Consider the following 16,023-nt stretch of genomic DNA (forward strand, 5'->3'; position numbering starts at 1 on the left):
ACTGATGGGAGCCCAATCCGGAGCCATTCAAGGATGCATCGGGAGATTGGTCGCCAGCCATGAGCTGACGACCAAAGAGGATCAGACAGTCAAACCGGTGACACTTGCCAGAGAAGTTGTAGCCTTTTTCATTGGTGGTGCTGGCGATTCGGAAAGTTACTACGGAGACGGGCCGAGCAACTACACGTTGCGTGCCATGGAAGCTTTGCAGAGTCGTTTGGGCACGAGCTTTGGCGGAAAATTCCAACCCTATTACATGGGATACAACGATGTAAAAGGGGAAGGCGATCTGGAGGAGTTTATATTCTCGAGGCTGCCTCACAAGTCCGCTCACGTCTACATCGTTGGTCATAGTCTGGGCGGGTGGAACGGCGCGCATTTGTCGCAGATTCTGACCGATAAAGGTTTTATCGTGAAAATGCTCGTCACGCTGGATCCTGTGGGCGAAGGTGTGATGGTGGCGTTGATTTCCGATATTTACTGGTCGGAGCCGACGCCCAAGGCTGAAACCTGGATCAACGTTCGTGCGGAACCTGACGAGATAGATCGAACTGACGTAGTCGCTTGGGTGGGGGGTAAATGGGATATCGAATCCGGGCCGGATGTTATCGGGATCGTTAAATTCAACCATTACTCGGCGTTGAGGCTTTATGAATCCCGGTTGGAGTGCGGACAGTCCGCATTGGATTTATCGGCGAACTCAATCGCGGGTTACTTGGGAGCAGGCGCATGAGATGGGTATTGCTTCTCGTTGTGTCGTTCTTGTGCGTTGCCTGCGCTAAGTCTCATGACATTACCCCCGCAACGTTGGGCTATGAATCGATTACACCTCGCCCGGACAGTGTTTTTTTTGAGGTCAATTTCAGTTCCGATGTAGAACTGCTGGAGATTTTCTGGCGGGAGAAGAACGCGAACAGTTTTGATCAGGTGTTTATCTGTGCCCTGGGTGATGACACTGATTTTTCGATTGAGCACACGATATCGAAAGCAGCCATGGGTTTGATCACAGAAAACAAGAAGCACTCGAAGATCGCCGGATTCGGTTATACCGCGAGCATTTCTTTCAAAGACGTTGGGGAAAAGAAAAGAACCTCGGCGTATCTGAGTCGTGACGCCATAAAGAGCTTATTGAAAGACAAGCAAAAGATTCCGTGCAAAGTGGTGGTCACGGCAACCGGTTATGACGCGTATTTCACAAGGTCACTGTTTATTCCGGTTGCAGATGTTTTTTCTGCCTTGTCGGACTACGACAGCCTTCGATGAGGCGCCCTGGTGTTGGCTTATGGAGTGGTAATGGCAAGGTTGCTTTTGGTTTTTTTGTTTGCGTTGTGTTCCTCCTGCATGCACTTGGATGTTCCGCCCGCCAGGCTTGAGTTTGCCTCGATCAATCACGAGATGTCCTCCTACTACGACCTGCGTTTCACCTCAGACCGAAATTTGATTGACCTCTATGAAGATCACGGGCGGCAAGGTCAGATTGGTACCTGGATCCATTGCTCGCTAAATGGTGATGTGGATTTTTCCATCGAACATGAAATTGTTCTCGAAGCTTCGGGAATCGTCAGCGGCATGCGTTTGATTGAAGGTGATCGTCGATTCGAAATGTTGGCCAGCATCAACGTCGAGAATCACGCGATCAACGATGGACATAAAGACGTCCGGCCCGCCGAACTGGTGCAAATTCTCAAACCGCAGGAATACATTCCCTGCAAGGTCGTCATCACCGCGTTCCCATTCGTGGCGTATTACTCGAAAGTCATGTACATGCCCACGTCGAGATTCATTGCGGCCATAGAAAATCCTCGAGTGGCACCAGCCCGTATTTTGCTAAAACCGTCCGATCAACCGAGGTCATTACTGCCTTTTTCGTCAGTGTGCATCGTGCGCTGGCGCTATGAACTGGCGCTCGGATATGACCAGATCGACAGGCTCGGGCTCTGCAGTGACGTGCCCTATGCCGGCCTGCTGGCCTCATTTGCGCCGAACAAAACGAAGTTGAAGATTGTTTCAGGTTCAGAGCAGACATCAGCACCGTTTGCGGCGTACACCATCATTCGCGGTGATGGACGTTTGGAGCCCGGGATCGCTGATGAAAATGGCCGTACGCACGAGGTGGGTTCCACTGAGTACGAAACGCTGAGGATCCAGATCAACAAGGAGTTGGATGTCGTCGAGTGCTGGACAAAATGGACTGACGCCTTCCCATAATATGGGATGCAAAATTACATATTGAGATTTTGTTCTCGGAGGGGCTATAGTCCATCGCACTCACTGCCAAAAACAAAACAGGTGAAGCGATGCTGGCGCAATTGATCGCGCTCGATTGGGGGACGACCTCATTACGTGCTTACAAACTCGCGGCGGACGGTGTGGTGCTGGAGCAGCGCTCGCTGTCGTCCGGGATCATGCAGTTGCCCAAGACCCCGCGAATCAACAACGGTCGCGAATGCGCCGATGGTTTTGAATTGGCTTTCGATGAAGCCTGCGGCGACTGGCTCGATGCGCAGCCGGATCTGCCGGTGATTGCTTGCGGCATGGTCGGCAGTGCGCAGGGCTGGCGTGAAGCAGCCTACTGCGAGACGCCGGCGAACGTCGCCAATCTCGGAAACTCCCTACAAACAGTTATCAGCATTCGCGGCACTGTCGTGCATATCGTGCCGGGTGTGATTCAGCGTTCGCGTTTGCCGAACGTGATGCGCGGCGAAGAAACCCAAGTGCTGGGTGTTCTGCAGAATCTGCCGGTCGAGGCGGGCGCTGATCTGTTGATCGGTCTGCCGGGCAGTCATTCGAAGTGGGTCGACGTGGTCGATGGCTGCATCACCCGTTTCGACACGTTCATGACCGGCGAAGTGTTCGCCGTGCTCAGCGAACACAGCATCCTTGGCCGCACCCAGCAAGTCAGCGCGACGTTCGATGCTCAGGCATTTGACCGTGGCGTGCAGATTGCGCAGTCGGCGGACGGCGAACTCGGCGTGCTGTCGACCTTGTTCAGTGCCCGCACGCTGGGACTGACCGGTGAACTGAGCCCAACGGCGCAGGCGGATTATCTGTCCGGCCTGATGATCGGCCATGAATTGGCCGCACTGGCCAGCGCTCAACGCCGACGCCGCAACAACCCGAATCTTCCTTCGATCATCCTCATCGGCAACGCGCAACTGTGCGCGCGCTACCGCCGTGCCCTCGACGCCTGTGGTTTCGCCAAGGTGACGCTGGCCGAGCAGGCCACCGAGCGTGGTTTGTGGCAACTGGCGCTGGCCGCCGGATTGATCGATTCCTCATCCCGTTAACCCTGACTGGAGGCCTGACATGCTCAAGCAAGCATTGGCGCAAAACGGTCTGATCGCGATTCTGCGTGGCCTGCACCCGCAGGAAGCCGCCGCTGTCGGAGAAGTCCTGTATGCCGCCGGATTTCGCGTCATCGAAGTACCGCTAAATTCCCCATCGCCGTACGAAAGTATCCGCATCCTGCGCAAGACCTTGCCCGCCGATTGCCTGATCGGTGCCGGTACTGTGTTGACGCCGGAGCAGGTCGAGTTGGTGAAAGAGGCCGGCGGCCAAGTGATCGTCATGCCGCACAGCGATGCCAAGGTGTTGCGCGCGGCGAAAGCGGCGGGGCTGTTTCTGTCGCCAGGTGTTGCCACGCCAACGGAAGCGTTCGCGGCGCTGGCGGAGGGCGCGGACATTCTCAAGCTGTTCCCGGCCGAGCAGATGGGGCCGGCAGTCGTCAAAGCCTGGCTTGCGGTGTTGCCGTCCGGGACGGTGCTGGCGCCGGTTGGCGGCATCACGCCGGACAACATGCAGGCGTTTATCGACGCTGGCGTGAAAGGTTTCGGCCTCGGTTCCGGCCTGTTCAAACCGGGCATGACGCCGCAGCAGGTGGCGCAGAACGCCGAGGCCTACGTGGCCGCATGGAAGGCCCTTCGCTAAGACTTTCTGGCGCTGCGTGCGCTGCATCTAATAAGAGCTGCATTTACAAAAGAGAGCAGAGATGAAAATCACCAAACTCACCACCTTCATCGTTCCGCCGCGCTGGTGCTTCCTCAAGATCGAAACCGACGAGGGCGTGACCGGTTGGGGCGAGCCTGTGGTTGAAGGGCGCGCGCACACCGTTGCCGCCGCTGTCGAAGAATTGTCCGACTACCTGATCGGCAAAGACCCGCGCAACATCGAAGACATCTGGACGGTGCTCTATCGCGGCGGTTTCTACCGTGGCGGCGCGATCCATATGAGTGCGCTGGCCGGCATCGATCAGGCGCTGTGGGACATCAAAGGCAAGGCCCTCGGGGTGTCGGTGAGTGATCTGCTCGGCGGCCAGGTGCGCGACAAGATTCGTGTGTATTCGTGGATCGGCGGCGACCGTCCGGCCGACACTGCGCGTGCGGCGAAAGAGGCGGTGAGCCGTGGTTTCACTGCGGTGAAAATGAACGGCACCGAAGAGCTGCAATTCCTCGACTCCTTCGAGAAAGTCGATCTGGCACTGGCCAACGTTGCCGCCGTGCGTGACGCGGTCGGGCCGAACGTCGGTATCGGCGTCGATTTCCATGGCCGCGTGCACAAGCCGATGGCCAAGGTGCTGATGAAGGAACTCGATCCATACAAACTGATGTTTATCGAAGAGCCGGTGCTCAGCGAAAACTACGAAGCGCTGAAAGAGCTGGCGCCGTTGACCAGCACACCGATTGCCCTCGGCGAGCGCTTGTTTTCGCGTTGGGACTTTAAACGCGTGTTGAGCGAAGGTTACGTCGACATCATCCAGCCGGATGCTTCTCACGCCGGCGGCATCACCGAAACCCGCAAGATCGCCAACATGGCCGAAGCCTACGACGTCGCGCTGGCGCTGCATTGCCCGCTGGGGCCGATTGCGCTGGCAGCGTGCTTGCAACTGGACGCGGTTTGTTACAACGCGTTTATTCAGGAGCAAAGCCTGGGCATCCATTACAACGAGAGCAATGATTTGCTCGACTACGTGAAAGATCCTCGGGTGTTCGATTACGACAAAGGCTTCGTGAAGATTCCGAACGGGCCGGGGTTGGGTATCGAAATCAACGAGGAATACGTGATCGAGCGCGCGGCGGTCGGGCATCGCTGGCGCAACCCGATCTGGCGCCATGCCGATGGCAGCTTTGCCGAGTGGTGAGTCCTGCCTGACTCAACACCAATCCCCTGTGGGAGCGAGCTTGCTCGCGAATGCTATGTCACATCCGACATCGATGTGACTGATCCGACGCCTTCGCGAGCAGGCTCGCTCCCACAGTTTTGATCTCCATGGATGGGAGATTTGCGTCATGACCTCAAATAAACATAAGAAGAGGCATCTCTCATGCAACCGCAAACCCTCACCGGGCAGGCGTCTTTAGTCGCGCCCAGCCGCAAGCGGTTTTTCATCATGGTGCTGCTGTTTATCACCGTGGTCATCAACTACCTCGACCGCAGCAACCTGTCGATTGCTGCGCCGGCGCTGACCAGCGATCTGGGCATCGACCCGATCCACGTCGGCCTGATCTTCTCCGCGTTCGGCTGGACTTACGCTGCCATGCAGATCCCCGGCGGCTGGCTGGTCGATCGCGTGCCACCGCGCATTCTCTATAGCGTCGCTTTGCTGTTGTGGTCGATTGCCACGGTGATGCTCGGTTTCGCCGCCAGTTTCATCGCGCTGTTCGTGCTGCGCATGGCCGTCGGCGCGCTGGAAGCACCGGCCTATCCCATCAACAGTCGCGTTGTAACAACCTGGTTCCCCGAGCGTGAACGCGCCACGGCCATCGGTTTCTATACCTCCGGGCAATTCGTCGGCCTGGCATTCCTGACCCCGGTACTCGCTTGGCTGCAACACGAATTCGGCTGGCACATGGTGTTCGTCGCGACCGGCGCGGTCGGCGTCATTTGGGCGGCGATCTGGTACGCGGTGTATCGCGAGCCGCGGGATTTCAAAGGCGCCAACGAAGCCGAAATCGACCTGATCCGCGAGGGCGGTGGCTTGGTCGATATTCAGAAAGAAACGGCCAAGGTCAAAGCCAAATTCAGCTGGACCGATCTCGGTATCGTTCTGACCAAACGCAAATTGTGGGGCATCTACCTCGGCCAGTTCTGCCTGAACTCGACGCTGTGGTTTTTCCTGACATGGTTCCCGACCTACCTGGTGAAATATCGCGGTATGGACTTCATCAAGTCCGGCCTGCTCGCGTCGCTGCCGTTTCTTGCCGCGTTCGTTGGCGTGTTGTGTTCAGGGTTCTTTTCCGACTTCCTGATCCGTCGCGGCTACACCGTCGGCTTTGCGCGCAAGTTGCCGATCATTGGCGGGCTGCTGATTTCCACCTCGATCATCGGCGCCAATTTCGTTGAGTCGACGCCGCTGGTGATTGCCTTTCTGGCGCTGGCGTTCTTCGGTAATGGCCTAGCCTCGATCACCTGGTCGCTGGTTTCGACACTGGCGCCGGCTCGCTTGCTCGGCCTGACCGGCGGGGTGTTCAACTTCATCGGCAACCTCTCGGCGATCACCACGCCGATCGTGATCGGCTTCCTCGCCAGCGGCGATTCGTTCGCGCCGGCAATCACTTATATCGCGGTGCTCGCATTGATCGGTGCTTTGTCCTACGTGCTGCTGGTCGGCAAGGTCGAGCGTATCGAGTTGTAGTGGTCAGCGTCGGGCGACCATAATGCCGCCCGTTCCCTCGCTCAACGGTAAAGGCTGGATATGCAGGAAGACGCTCCGGAAAAAACCAAGGACGCCGCGCCCACCGGCACCCAGACGCTGTTGCGCGGCCTCGGTGTGGTGCAAGCGGTGGCCAGTGGCGCCCGCGATCTCAAGGAAATTGCCCGACTGATCGGCACCACGCGCAGCACCACCCATCGTCTGGCCAGTTGCCTGGTCGATGAACGCTACCTGCGCGTGGTGCCACAAGTCGGTTATCTGCTCGGGCCGAAGCTGATCGAACTGGGTTTTCAGGCGCGCGAAGAGTTGCCGCTGGTGAGCCTGGCCGGGCCGTATCTGGACGAGTTGTCGGCGCTGACCGGCGACACCGTGCACTTGGGCATTCGTGAAGGTGATGAAGTGCTGTATCTGCTGAAGAACCCGGGGCGCAATGGCCCGGAAATGCGTTCGCGGGTCGGCCATCGCATGCCGTTGGCGCGCACCGGGATTGGCAAGGCGTTGATGCTCGATGACTCGCCGAAAGATTGGCAGCGGCTGTACGACATCAGTCTGCCGGCGGGTGGGAAAAGTCAGTTCTGGCCGCAGCATCCCCAGCAGTCGTGGGAACAGCTTGAGCAGCGCATGACCGAGTACGTCGCCGGTGGCTACGCGTTCGATCTGGAAGACAACGAACCGTCGATCCGCTGCGTGGCGGCGCCGATTCGCGATGCGAGCAAGGGCATCGTGGCGGCGATCAGTATCGCCAGCACCGTGCCGTACATGCCGCTGGAAAAAATGGCCGAGCTGATTCCCCTGATCAAAGGGGTCACAGCCCGGCTCTCGGCGGAGCTTGGCTTGAAGGTTTAAGCGGGTTTAAACCTTGAGCGTCGCCATGTCGATGACGAAACGGTACTTCACGTCGCCGGCGATCATGCGCGCATAAGCTTCGTTGATCTGGCGAATGTCGAGCATTTCAATGTCGCAGGTGATGTTGTGCTCGGCGCAGAAATCCAGCACTTCCTGGGTTTCGGCGACGCCACCGATCAGCGAACCGGCCAGGATGCGGCGACCCAATACCAGTTTGGCGGCATGCACGGGCGGATCGATCGGTTCGATCAGGCCAACCAGAATGTGCACGCCGTCGAAGCGCAGGGTGTCGAGGTACGGGTTGAGATCGTGCTGCACCGGAATGGTATCGAGCAGGAAGTCGAAGTAACCGGCAGCCGCTTTCATCTGCTCGGCATCAGTGGAAACGATCACATGATCGGCACCCTGACGACGACCTTCTTCAGCCTTGCTCGCCGAGCGGGTGAACAGGGTGACTTCGGCGCCCATGGCTTTGGCGAACTTGATGCCCATGTGGCCGAGGCCGCCCATGCCGAGAATCCCAACCTTGTCGCCAGCCTTGACGCCGTAGTGCTTGAGCGGTGAGTAGGTGGTGATGCCGGCGCAAAGAATCGGCGCGGCGCTGGCCAGTGCCAGTCTTTCCGGAATGCGCACGACGAAGTGTTCGCTGACGACGATGCTGTCGGAATAACCGCCCATGGTGTTGCTGCCATCGACCCGATCCGGTGTGGCGTAGGTCATGGTCGGGCCTTCGAGGCAGTATTGCTCAAGGTTCGACTGGCAGGCTTCGCAGGTGCGGCACGAGTCGACCATGCAGCCAACCCCGACCAGATCGCCTACTTTGTGTTGGGTGACATTCGCACCGATCGCGGTGACTTTTCCGACGATCTCGTGGCCGGGCATCAACGGGTAAACAGCGATGCCCCATTCATTGCGAGCCTGGTGGATGTCGGAGTGGCAGACGCCGCAGTAGAGGATCTCGATCGCGACGTCGTCGGCGCGCGGGCTGCGACGTTCGAATTTCATCGGGGCGAGGGGCGTGGTGGCCGATTGGGCGGCATAGCCGATGGCGGTGTACATGTGAAACCTCGCAAAAGCAGGAACAAGTGAGGCGGCGCATTCTGGGCGTCGACTGACAGTCCGGCCATGACGATTCCTCCGGGTCTCATGCCTAATCCTCCGGCATGCGGGTTTGATTGGCCGCAGCGGCAAAAGGATCTGCCATCATGCTTTCATCGCCTTTTTCCGCCCTATTTTCAGTGAAGAGTTTTGATGCAATTAACCCGTCATCTTGATGCCAATGCCCGGCTGGTTTCGTTGATCGAACCGCTGGCGCTGCGCGATGGTTATTCCCCGACCGGGTTGCCCGGTGTGCAAGTGTTGCGCGCCAGTTGCGACGTCGCCCGTGGCCCGCATATTTATGAACCGAGCCTGATGATCATCGCCCAAGGCAGCAAACTGGCGTTTCTCGGGCCGCGGACGATGGAATATGGCGCCGGACATTATCTGATTCAGGCGCTGCCAGTGCCGTTTGAGTGTGAGACGTTTGCCTTGCCGAATGCGCCGTTGCTTGGCGTGAGCGTGGCGATTGATCGGGTGTTGCTCGGTGAACTGGTGTTGGCCATGGGGCTGGCACCGGGGCGGCATATTCCGGCGCAGACGCCGGAGTCGATGACCTCGGTGGTGCTCGACGATGACATGCGTGGCTGCGTCGAGCGCCTGTTGAGTTGCCTGCACGATCCGCTGGAGTGCCAGATTCTCGGGCCGGCGCGCGTACGTGAATTATTGTTTGTCGCGTTGCGCGGGCCGCAGGCGGATGTATTGCGCGCGTTGGTCGAGCAGCAGGGGCAGTTTGCCCGGGTGGCGGCGTCGATCAGTCATCTGCATGCGCATTACACCGAGCCGTTGAATGTCGAGACACTGGCCGGTTGCGCGAACATGAGCGTGTCGACGTTTCATGAACATTTCAAACGCAGCACGTTGTTGTCGCCGGTGCAGTATCTGAAGCGTTTGCGCTTGTTGAAGGCGCAGACGTTGCTGGTGGCGGAGGGCTTGGGTGTGGCGCAGGTGGCGCATCGCGTCGGGTATCAGAGTACGTCGCAGTTCAGTCGCGAATATAAGCGCTACTTCGAGCGCAGCCCGGGCGATGAGCGCGCTGCCTGATTCCACGCATATCCCCTGTGGGAGCGAGCCTGCTCGCGAATGCGGTGCATCAGTCGACATCATCTTTATATGACACACCGCTTTCGCGAGCAGGCTCGCTCCCACAGTTGTTTTGTGGTGATACAAGGAATTTTTGGCAACAAAAAGGCCCCCGATTCGGGAGCCTTGATGTTCAGCGTTTCGACTTACATATTCGGATAAGTCGGGCCGCCAGCGCCTTCCGGCGTGACCCAGGTGATGTTCTGCGAAGGATCCTTGATGTCACAGGTCTTGCAGTGCACGCAGTTCTGGGCGTTGATCTGGAAGCGCTTCTCGCCGTCTTCCTTGGTGATCACTTCATATACGCCGGCCGGGCAGTAGCGCTGCGCCGGTTCGTCGTACAGCGGCAGGTTTTTGCTGATCGGGATGCTCGGGTCTTTCAACTTCAAGTGGCAAGGTTGTTCTTCTTCGTGGTTGGTACCGGAGATGAACACCGAGCTGAGTTTGTCGAAGCTGAGTTTGCCGTCCGGCTTCGGATAGTCGATCTTCTTGCAGTCGGCGGCGAGCTTGAGGCAAGCGTAATCCGGCTTGGTGTCGTGCAGGGTGAACGGCAGTTTGCCGCCGAAGATGTTCTGATCCAGCCAGTTGAAACCGCCGCCAACGATGGCGCCGAACTTGTGGATCGCCGGGCCGAAGTTACGGCTGGCGAACAGTTCGTCGTAGAGCCAGCTCTTCTTGAACGCGTCCACGTAGGTGGTCAGTTCTTCAGTGCCGTCCTTCTCAGCGAACAACGCGTCAGCTACCGATTCAGCGGCGAGCATGCCGGACTTCATCGCGGTGTGGCTGCCTTTGATCTTGGCGAAGTTCAGGGTGCCGAGGTCGCAACCGATCAGCGCGCCGCCCTTGAAGACCATTTTCGGCAGCGAGTTCAGGCCACCCTTGCAGATCGCACGAGCGCCGTAGCTGATGCGCTTGCCGCCTTCCAGGTACTGAGCCAGCACCGGGTGATGCTTGAGGCGCTGGAACTCGTCGAACGGCGACAGGTACGTGTTGCTGTAGGAAAGATCGACGATCAGACCGACCACCACCTGATTGTTTTCCAGGTGATAGAGGAACGAGCCACCGGTGTTCTCGGTGCCCATGATGTCCAGCGGCCAACCGGCGGTGTGCACCACCAGACCTGGTTGATGCTTGGCCGGGTCGATTTCCCAGATTTCTTTCAGGCCGATGCCGTAATGTTGAGCGTCGGCGTCGCTGTCGAGGTTGTAGCGCTGGATCAGTTGCTTGCCGATGTGACCACGGCAGCCTTCGGCGAACAGCGTGTATTTGCCACGCAGTTCCATGCCCGGGGTGTACAGGCCTTCCTTCGGATTGCCTTCGCGGTCGACGCCGAGATCACCGGTGATGATCCCGCGCACCACGCCTTGCTCGTCGATCAGCGCTTCCTGAGCGGCGAAGCCCGGGTAGATTTCTACGCCAAGGTTCTCTGCCTGTTGGGCCAGCCAGCGGCACAGGTTGCCGAGGGAGATGATGTAGTTGCCTTCGTTGTGCATGGTCTTGGGCACAAAGAGGTCTGGAATTTTCTGCGCGCTTTCGGCGTTTTTCAGCACGAAAATATCGTCGCGGGTGACGGGCGTGTTCAGCGGGGCGCCGAGTTCTTTCCAGTCCGGGAACAGTTCGTTCAGAGCGCGTGGTTCGAACACGGCGCCGGACAGGATGTGTGCGCCGACTTCGGAGCCTTTTTCGACCACGCAGACGCTGATTTCCTTACCGGCTTCGGCGGCCTTCTGCTTCAAACGGCAGGCGGCGGACAAGCCAGCGGGGCCGGCACCGACGATGACCACGTCGAATTCCATGTATTCGCGTTCCACAGACTATCTCCTACTCAAGGCTCACAGTTTTTTTTCTAATTTGGAGGTTCGATCTCGCATCCGAATTGCCTTTACGTTAACGTCAAAGGGAATATCGGGAAACCCACCTTTCTCTCTAGGCGGCGCATTATATCTACACCACTCTCAGCGTCCAATACAAACGTTTGTTTGAATTGGCTCCAGCCCAGAGAAATCAAAGAAGCGCGGCTTATGAATGGTCATTTTGCTGTATTGACCGGAATAGGCGTTCCGGTCAAGATACGGGCGGTTTTGCGCTCGTCGTAGGCAGACTGGCGGTTTCAAGAGCACCTCTAAAGACAGGGCGTAGGCAGAAAGGGTGATGCGCAGCGCAGGTCTGGCGCGCAGTTTACACACCGCGAAGTTGAATGACTGAATGGTCACCACTGACGAACGGTCACGCACTTCGCAACGTGAAATCATCCCGAGTACAAGCCGGCGTTTTTAGAGGTGCCCTTGTAGCCCGATGAGCATCAACCGCCAGGTTCGCCTAGGCGACTTTCTTTTCACCGGAGAGTAACGAGGAATCCATGAAGGTTCTTGTAGCTGTCAAACGCGTTGTGGATTACAACGTCAAGGTTCGCGTCAAGGCGGACAATTCCGGCGTAGACCTCGCCAACGTCAAGATGTCGATGAACCCGTTCTGCGAAATCGCAGTGGAAGAAGCCGTACGCCTGAAAGAGAAAGGTGTTGCGACTGAAATCGTCGTCGTCTCCATCGGCCCGACCACCGCTCAGGAGCAGTTGCGTACCGCACTGGCTCTGGGTGCCGACCGTGCCATCCTCGTCGAATCCGCTGAAGATCTGACCTCGCTCGCCGTGGCCAAGCTGCTCAAGGCTGTGGTCGACAAGGAACAGCCTCAACTGGTGATCCTGGGCAAGCAGGCCATCGACAGCGACAACAACCAGACCGGCCAGATGCTCGCTGCATTGAGCGGCTTCGGTCAGGGCACGTTCGCCTCGAAAGTCGAAGTCTCTGGCGACAGCGTTGCCGTGACTCGCGAAATCGACGGCGGCGCGCAGACGGTTTCCCTGAAACTGCCGGCGATCGTCACCACCGACCTGCGTTTGAACGAGCCGCGTTATGCGTCCCTGCCAAACATCATGAAAGCCAAGAAGAAGCCTCTCGAAGTGCTGACTCCGGACGCTTTGGGCGTTTCCACCGCCTCCACCAACAAGACCCTGAAAGTCGAAGCGCCGGCTGCACGCAGCGCAGGCATCAAGGTCAAGTCGGTGGCTGAACTGGTCGAGAAACTGAAAAACGAAGCGAAGGTAATCTAATCATGACTATCTTGGTAATCGCTGAACACGACAACAAAGTGCTGGCCCCGGCCACACTGAACACCGTGGCTGCTGCTGCCAAAATCGGCGGCGACATCCACGTTCTGGTTGCAGGCCAAGGCGCTGGCGCCGTGGCTGAAGCCGCAGCGAAAATCGCTGGCGTGAGCAAAGTCCTGAACGCTGACAACGCCGCTTACGCGCATCAGCTGCCGGAAAACGTTGCTCCGCTGGTCGCTGAGCTTGGCGCTGGCTACAGCCACATCCTGGCTGCCGCGACCTCCAACGGCAAAAATATCCTGCCGCGCGTTGCTGCGCAGCTGGACGTTGACCAGATCTCCGAGATCATCTCGGTCGAAAGCGCTGACACTTTCAAGCGCCCGATCTATGCCGGTAACGCCATCGCTACCGTGCAATCGACGGCTGCGATCAAAGTGATCACCGTGCGTGCCACCGGTTTCGACCCGGTTGCTGCTGAAGGTGGTTCGGCGGCTGTTGAAGCAGTCGGCGCTGCACACGACGCGGGCACTTCGAGCTTCGTTGGCGAAGAGCTGGCCAAGTCCGATCGTCCAGAACTGACCGCTGCCAAGATCGTCGTTTCTGGCGGCCGTGGCATGCAGAACGGCGACAACTTCAAACACCTGTACGCCCTGGCCGACAAGCTGGGCGCTGCGGTGGGTGCTTCGCGCGCCGCCGTCGACGCAGGTTTCGTACCGAACGATATGCAGGTCGGTCAGACCGGCAAAATCGTTGCGCCACAGCTGTACATCGCCGTCGGTATCTCCGGCGCGATCCAGCATTTGGCCGGTATGAAAGACTCCAAAGTGATCGTTGCGATCAACAAGGACGAAGAAGCGCCGATCTTCCAGGTGGCCGATTATGGTCTCGTGGCGGATCTGTTCGAAGCAGTACCTGAGCTGGAGAAGCTGGTTTAAACCGGCGGCTTCACTTATAAAGAGCCCGGCCTGTTGGTCGGGCTTTTTTTTGTCTTGGATTTGAGTGGGAGCGTTTCGCCATGGATCTGCGCTGCGGATGGTTGTTGGGTTTGGCCCTGTTGCCCGGTTTGGCGATGGCCGCTGGCAAGTGCGAGCGCCTCGTCGTCACCGGCAGCCCGGACGCGCCGCCGTACCTGTGGCAGGATCCGCAAAATCCCAAGCAACTGATCGGCGCCAGTGCCGACCTGCTTCAACAAGTCGCCAGGGATCTCGGCATCAAAGTCGAGTTGCTCTACGCCGGTAAACGCTCGCAAGCCCTCGACGAAGTGCGCAGCGGGCGCATGGACATGCTCGCCGACGCGCCGCTGATCTTCAACGAGCTGGAAAGCCTCGACTACATCTACCCGCCACTGCTGGAAAACGACTATCTGGTGTGGACGCGCAAAGGCTCGACACTGGTCTATAGCGAAGCCAAAGACCTGCAGGGTCACGCGGGCGCGTTGTCGGAAAAGTCTCGAATGACGCAGGGATTCGGTACTTTCGCCGAGCAGAATCTGACCCTGACCAAGACAGCCAACCTCCCCCAAGCCCTGCAGAAATTGCTCCTCGGTGAAGTGGAATATGTACTCGCCGGCCGCTACTCGGGCATGGCCGCCGCGCAGGCATTGGGCATGGTCAATGATCTGCTGGCGTTCGAGCAACCCATCGACCGCCCGGGCCTGTTCCTCGCGGTTTCCCACAACTCGGCCTGCAACGATCCGTGGTTGCGCGGACAGCTAGCCAAAAAGATGACAGAATTGCCCGCGTCCGGACTGACGGAAGCCGTGCTGCAACGCAATATCGAGCGCTGGAAGGCGCAGCAGCAACAGCCGCAACAACCTGTCAGTGCCCCAAAACAGTAGGGATTCTTAGTGAGTATTCGACCTCTTTTCGCGGCGATGGCCGTTCTGGCTTTGGCCGGTTGCGCCAGTGATCCGGCACCCAACGAACAAATGCGCCTCACCGAGCAGGCCATCACCCAGGCCAAGGCTGTCGGTGCCACCGCTGATGATGTGCCGGAAATGAAACTGGCCGAAACCAAATACGATCGAGCCAAGGGCAACATGGCCGACGAGTCCTACCGCAATGCGCGGATGCGTTCCGAGCAGGCCGAACTGGATGCGCGTCTGGCCGAGGCCAAAGTGCTCACGCAAAAAAGTGAAGAACAGGTGAATGTGCTCAACACCCGCATCGTCCGTCTGCGCAAGCAACTGGGGGATGCCCAATGAGCCTCAAGTCGAAAGTCCTTGGCGGTCTGATCCTCGCCGGTTGCGCCAGTCTTTACGGCTGCGCCGGCCAACACAGCGAATCCGCGCTGCAAGAAGCGGGCGCTGACTTTCAGAAAGTCAAAGAAGACTCCAACGTGCTGCGCATCGCGCCGAAAGACGTGATCCGCGCCGGGGAATCCCTGGCCCGCGCCGATCGCCTGTCGACCTATTGGGGCAGCGGTTCGGACGTGGTGCATTACGCCTACCTGAGCCAGCGCTACAGCGAAATCGCCCGCGAGCACACCAGTCAGGTGCTCAACGAAGAACGCATCGCCAAGCTCGAACTCGAACGTCAGCGCCTGCAACTGGCCCTGCGCGAATCGAAACTGCTCAGCGTGCAGCAGCAAGGAAAATGGCTGGAAGAGCAGATCGTTGCACTGGCCACCACGCAAACCGACCGTGGTCTGGTGATGACCCTCGGCGACGTGCTGTTCGACACTGGCGAAGCGGAGCTGAAAAACTCGGCCAACCGTGTCGTGCTGAAAATCGTCCAGTTCCTGCAACTGAACCCGAAACGCGTAGTGCGCATCGAGGGTTACACCGACAGCACTGGCGGCAAGCAGGAAAACCTCAAGCTGTCCCGCGACCGCGCGCAAGCGGTGGCCGACGTGCTGATGGATCTTGGTATCGAGGACAAACGCATTCAGGTCGAAGGCTACGGCGACGAATACCCGGTGGACGTCAACGCTTCCGAGCGTGGGCGCGCGCAGAACCGTCGCGTGGAAATTGTCTTCTCCGACGAAAAAGGCCAGCTCGGCGCCGCCCGCTAAGCAACGCAAAACCCTGTAGGAGCTGCCGAAGGCTGCGATCTTTTGACTTTTATTTTTGAACATCAAAAGATCGCAGCCTTCGGCAGCTCCTACACAGCTCCTACAAAGCCCGGCCTGTCATGCAGCGCCGGGCTTTTTTACGTCTGTCGATTGGCTCGCAAATCGGTACAGTCGGGGGCAGACACTGCACTGTATGGTCGAGTATTGTGGCAACTGTCCCAGTACACTT

At 58.5% G+C, this 16,023-nt stretch carries 16 protein-coding genes; 14 read left to right on the forward strand and 2 right to left on the reverse strand.

What is annotated here, in order from left to right:
* The first annotated feature begins 4 nt into the window (after positions 1–4).
* The 8 genes from ACIOMO_RS20795 to ACIOMO_RS20830 all read left to right on the forward strand — a co-directional run bounded on the left by ACIOMO_RS20795 (position 5) and on the right by ACIOMO_RS20830 (position 7,495).
* The gene (locus ACIOMO_RS20795; protein WP_053122547.1) at positions 5–733 is read left to right on the forward strand and encodes a hypothetical protein; all 729 of its coding nucleotides are present in this window, start codon (positions 5–7) and stop codon (positions 731–733) included.
* The gene (locus ACIOMO_RS20800) at positions 730–1,263 is read left to right on the forward strand and encodes a hypothetical protein (RefSeq protein ID WP_053122545.1); all 534 of its coding nucleotides are present in this window, start codon (positions 730–732) and stop codon (positions 1,261–1,263) included. The genes ACIOMO_RS20795 and ACIOMO_RS20800 overlap by 4 nt, the downstream gene beginning before the upstream one ends.
* 30 nt (positions 1,264–1,293) lie before the next feature.
* Positions 1,294–2,208, forward strand: coding sequence for a hypothetical protein (locus tag ACIOMO_RS20805; RefSeq protein WP_401243313.1), 915 nt, complete (start codon positions 1,294–1,296; stop codon positions 2,206–2,208).
* 89 nt (positions 2,209–2,297) lie between these two features.
* A complete protein-coding gene (locus ACIOMO_RS20810; RefSeq protein ID WP_401243316.1) occupies positions 2,298–3,287 on the forward strand; it encodes a 2-dehydro-3-deoxygalactonokinase in 990 nt (329 codons plus the stop codon).
* 19 nt (positions 3,288–3,306) lie between these two features.
* A complete protein-coding gene (locus ACIOMO_RS20815; protein ID WP_401243318.1) occupies positions 3,307–3,927 on the forward strand; it encodes a 2-dehydro-3-deoxy-6-phosphogalactonate aldolase in 621 nt (206 codons plus the stop codon).
* Positions 3,928–3,988: 61 nt separating this feature from the next.
* On the forward strand, positions 3,989–5,137 hold the full coding sequence (gene dgoD, locus ACIOMO_RS20820) for a galactonate dehydratase (RefSeq protein ID WP_030131992.1): 1,149 nt from the start codon (positions 3,989–3,991) through the stop codon (positions 5,135–5,137).
* A 183-nt stretch (positions 5,138–5,320) separates the two neighbouring features.
* Positions 5,321–6,631, forward strand: coding sequence for an MFS transporter (locus ACIOMO_RS20825; RefSeq protein WP_401243321.1), 1,311 nt, complete (start codon positions 5,321–5,323; stop codon positions 6,629–6,631).
* Between the two features lie 60 nt (positions 6,632–6,691).
* Positions 6,692–7,495 (forward strand): IclR family transcriptional regulator, encoded by an 804-nt coding sequence (locus ACIOMO_RS20830; RefSeq protein ID WP_053122534.1) that lies wholly within the window; start codon positions 6,692–6,694, stop codon positions 7,493–7,495.
* A 6-nt stretch (positions 7,496–7,501) separates the two neighbouring features.
* On the opposite strand, the gene ACIOMO_RS20835 is transcribed toward ACIOMO_RS20830, so the two are convergent.
* Positions 7,502–8,554 carry an NAD(P)-dependent alcohol dehydrogenase gene (locus tag ACIOMO_RS20835; protein ID WP_053122532.1) on the reverse strand — a complete coding sequence of 351 codons (1,053 nt, stop codon included), beginning with the start codon at positions 8,552–8,554 and terminating at the stop codon, positions 7,502–7,504.
* Positions 8,555–8,746: 192 nt separating this feature from the next.
* On the opposite strand from ACIOMO_RS20835, the gene ACIOMO_RS20840 reads away from it, so the two are divergent.
* Positions 8,747–9,637 (forward strand): AraC family transcriptional regulator, encoded by an 891-nt coding sequence (locus ACIOMO_RS20840; RefSeq protein ID WP_053122530.1) that lies wholly within the window; start codon positions 8,747–8,749, stop codon positions 9,635–9,637.
* Positions 9,638–9,822: 185 nt separating this feature from the next.
* Here ACIOMO_RS20840 and ACIOMO_RS20845 read toward each other — a convergent pair whose 3' ends face one another.
* Positions 9,823–11,487: a 4Fe-4S dicluster domain-containing protein gene (locus tag ACIOMO_RS20845; protein ID WP_212543769.1), complete on the reverse strand. Its 1,665-nt coding sequence runs from the start codon at positions 11,485–11,487 to the stop codon at positions 9,823–9,825.
* A 548-nt stretch (positions 11,488–12,035) separates the two neighbouring features.
* Between ACIOMO_RS20845 and ACIOMO_RS20850 the strand changes: the two genes are divergently transcribed.
* The 5 genes from ACIOMO_RS20850 to ACIOMO_RS20870 all read left to right on the forward strand — a co-directional run bounded on the left by ACIOMO_RS20850 (position 12,036) and on the right by ACIOMO_RS20870 (position 15,794).
* A complete protein-coding gene (locus ACIOMO_RS20850) occupies positions 12,036–12,785 on the forward strand; it encodes an electron transfer flavoprotein subunit beta/FixA family protein (protein ID WP_102900003.1) in 750 nt (249 codons plus the stop codon).
* Positions 12,786–12,787: 2 nt separating this feature from the next.
* Positions 12,788–13,717: an electron transfer flavoprotein subunit alpha/FixB family protein gene (locus ACIOMO_RS20855; protein WP_007908340.1), complete on the forward strand. Its 930-nt coding sequence runs from the start codon at positions 12,788–12,790 to the stop codon at positions 13,715–13,717.
* Positions 13,718–13,797: 80 nt separating this feature from the next.
* Entirely contained in the window at positions 13,798–14,619 is an 822-nt protein-coding gene (locus ACIOMO_RS20860; protein ID WP_401243328.1) for a substrate-binding periplasmic protein, read from the forward strand.
* Positions 14,620–14,628: 9 nt separating this feature from the next.
* The gene (locus ACIOMO_RS20865; protein ID WP_212543767.1) at positions 14,629–14,985 is read left to right on the forward strand and encodes a DUF4398 domain-containing protein; all 357 of its coding nucleotides are present in this window, start codon (positions 14,629–14,631) and stop codon (positions 14,983–14,985) included.
* Positions 14,982–15,794, forward strand: a complete 813-nt coding sequence (locus ACIOMO_RS20870) for an OmpA family protein (protein WP_401243331.1) — start codon at positions 14,982–14,984, stop codon at positions 15,792–15,794. The genes ACIOMO_RS20865 and ACIOMO_RS20870 overlap by 4 nt, the downstream gene beginning before the upstream one ends.
* Positions 15,795–16,023: the final 229 nt, after the last annotated feature.

The sequence above is a fragment of the Pseudomonas sp. NPDC087804 genome, assembly GCF_044742965.1.
GTDB classification, from domain to species: Bacteria; Pseudomonadota; Gammaproteobacteria; order Pseudomonadales; family Pseudomonadaceae; genus Aquipseudomonas; species Aquipseudomonas rustica.